Origin of the sequence: Micromonospora sp. KC721 (assembly GCF_004348355.1) — a bacterium.
Classification (GTDB): Bacteria; Actinomycetota; Actinomycetes; order Mycobacteriales; family Micromonosporaceae; genus Micromonospora.
In genome coordinates this window covers 1-2,430 of sequence record NZ_SMJY01000352.1, presented here as the reverse complement: position 1 = coordinate 2,430, position 2,430 = coordinate 1, and the positions used below count along the sequence as shown (strand labels likewise).

At 71.5% G+C, this 2,430-nt stretch carries 2 protein-coding genes; one reads left to right on the top strand and one right to left on the bottom strand.

What is annotated here, in order from left to right; all coding sequences use genetic code 11:
• Positions 1 to 897, bottom strand: an 897-nt coding sequence (locus E1182_RS30175; protein WP_132271133.1) for a PAS domain-containing protein, incomplete at its 3' end; no start/stop codon positions are given.
• Positions 898 to 998: 101 nt separating this feature from the next.
• Between E1182_RS30175 and E1182_RS30170 the strand changes: the two genes are divergently transcribed.
• Positions 999 to 2,414 carry a cation:dicarboxylate symporter family transporter gene (locus E1182_RS30170; protein WP_132271132.1) on the top strand — a complete coding sequence of 472 codons (1,416 nt, stop codon included), beginning with the start codon at positions 999 to 1,001 and terminating at the stop codon, positions 2,412 to 2,414.
• The last annotated feature ends 16 nt before the right edge of the window (positions 2,415 to 2,430 follow it).

Below are 2,430 nucleotides of genomic sequence, written 5' to 3'. Positions count from 1 at the left end.
ACCCAGCTCGGTGGGACGCTGGTTGGCCACCAGGGACCGCTCCCGGGTGAGGATCAGCTCGTCGTGCGCCCGGCGGCCCGCGCCGACCAGCTCGACCAGGGCCGGGGGCAGGCCGAGCCCGGTCACCGGCCGATCCACCAGCGGCGCGTCCGGGTCCAGGCCGAGCAGCCGGCGCCCCTCGTCGTTGACCAACGCGATCCGCCCGTCGGCGTCGATCACCATCAGTCCTTCGCCGACCGAGTGCAGGACGGCGTCGTAGTACTCGTACATCCGGGTCATCTGGGCCGGGCCCAGCCCGTGGGTCTGCCGGCGTAGCCGGCGGCTGAGCAGCCACGAGCTGTACCCGGCCACGACGAGCACGACGACGGTGACGGCCAGCAGGACGGGTGCCCGGCCGAGCAGCTTCCGGTTGATCGACTCGGTGGTGATGCCGACCGAGATCAGCCCGGTGACGCTGCCGTCGGCCTCGCGTACCGGGACCACGGCGCGCACCGACTCGCCCAGGGTGCCGGTGTTGACCTCGGTGTACGGGTGGCCGGCCAGGGCCGGGCCGATCTTGCCGATGAACGGCTGGCCGATCTGCGTCGGGTCGGGGTGGGAGTAGCGGATCCGGTCGGGGTTCATCACCACCACGAAGTTCGTCCCGGTCGCGGTGCGCACGGATTCGGCGTACGGCTGCAGGGTGGCCGCGGGGTCGGTGGAGCGCAGCGCGGCGGCGACCTCGGGGGAGCGGGCGACCGTCTCGGCGACGGCGAGCACCTCGTCCCGGGCGGCCTCCCGCGCGTCGGCGCGGGCCAGCAGCGCGGCCCCGACGGCCCCCGCGCCGACGAGCAGGGTGACCACCAGCGCCTGGAGGGCGAACAGTTGCCCCGCGATGCTCCACTTCCGTGCCGTCATGTCCCCCTCGGATCAGGTCGTTGTTACGCCGACACTGCACCCCGGTGAACAGAATGAACGCAAGGCTGCTTCCGGCTGAGACCTGGACCACAGTCTCACTCATGCAGACCCCCACCACCAGCACACCTGCGCAGCGGTCCCGCCGGGACCGCACCCACTACCTCTACCTCGCGGTGATCGTCGCGGTCGTCGCGGGCATCGTGGTCGGCTTTGTCGCCCCGGAGCTGGCCAAGGACCTGAAGCCCCTCGGCACCGGGTTCGTCGCCCTGATCAAGATGATGATCAGCCCGATCATCTTCTGCACGATCGTCCTCGGCGTGGGTTCGGTGCGCCAGGCGGCCAAGGTCGGCAAGGTCGGCGGGCTCGCCCTCGGCTACTTCCTGCTCATGTCCACGGTCGCGCTGGCCATCGGCCTGGTCGTCGGCAACCTGATCCACCCCGGCTCCGGTCTGCACCTCAACTCGGAGCTGGCGGGTGCCGGGCGGCAGGCTGCCGGCGGGGAGGCGGAGGGGACCGTCGACTTCCTGCTCGGCGTCATCCCGACCTCGCTGCTGTCCTCGCTGACCGGCGGAGAGGTGCTCCAGACGCTGCTGGTCGCGCTCCTGGTCGGCTTCGCGGTGCAGGGCATGGGCAGCCGGGGCGAGCCGGTGCTGCGGGCGGTCGGGGTGCTCCAGCGCCTGATCTTCAAGATCCTCGCGATGATCATGTGGGTGGCCCCGATCGGCGCGTTCGGCGCGATCGCCGCCGTCGTCGGCGCGACCGGCATGGACGCGCTGAAGAGCCTGGCCCAGATCATGCTCGGCTTCTACGCCACCTGCCTGGTCTTCGTCGTGGTGGTGCTCGGCCTGCTGCTCCGGGTGGTCGCCAAGATCTCGATCTTCTCGCTGCTGCGGTACCTGGGGCGGGAGTTCCTGCTGATCGTCTCCACCTCCTCCTCGGAGTCGGCGCTGCCCCGGCTGATCGCGAAGATGGAGCACTTCGGGGTGAGCCGGCCGGTCGTCGGCATCACCGTGCCGACGGGCTACTCCTTCAACCTCGACGGCACCGCCATCTACCTGACCATGGCGTCGCTGTTCATCGCCTCCGCGATGGGCAACCCGCTGTCGGTCGGCGAGCAGGTGTCCCTGCTGGTCTTCATGATCATCGCGTCCAAGGGCGCCGCCGGCATCACCGGCGCGGGCCTGGCCACCCTGGCCGGCGGCCTGCAGTCGCACCGGCCGGACCTGGTTGACGGGGTCGGCCTGATCGTCGGCATCGACCGGTTCATGTCCGAGGCCCGGGCGCTGACCAACTTCGCCGGCAACGCCGTGGCCACCGTGCTGATCGGCACCTGGACCGGTGAGTTCGACCGGGAGCAGGCGCGGGCCGTGCTCTCCGGCGAACGTCCCTTCGACGAGGCCACCATGCTCGACGAGGACCACGGCGCTCCCGAGGTCGCCGAGGCACCGACCGCCGACGAGCGCGCGGCCGGCGCGACGCAACTGCCCGACCGCGTCCCGACCCGGGCCGGCGTCTGACCCCGGCCCCCGTGCC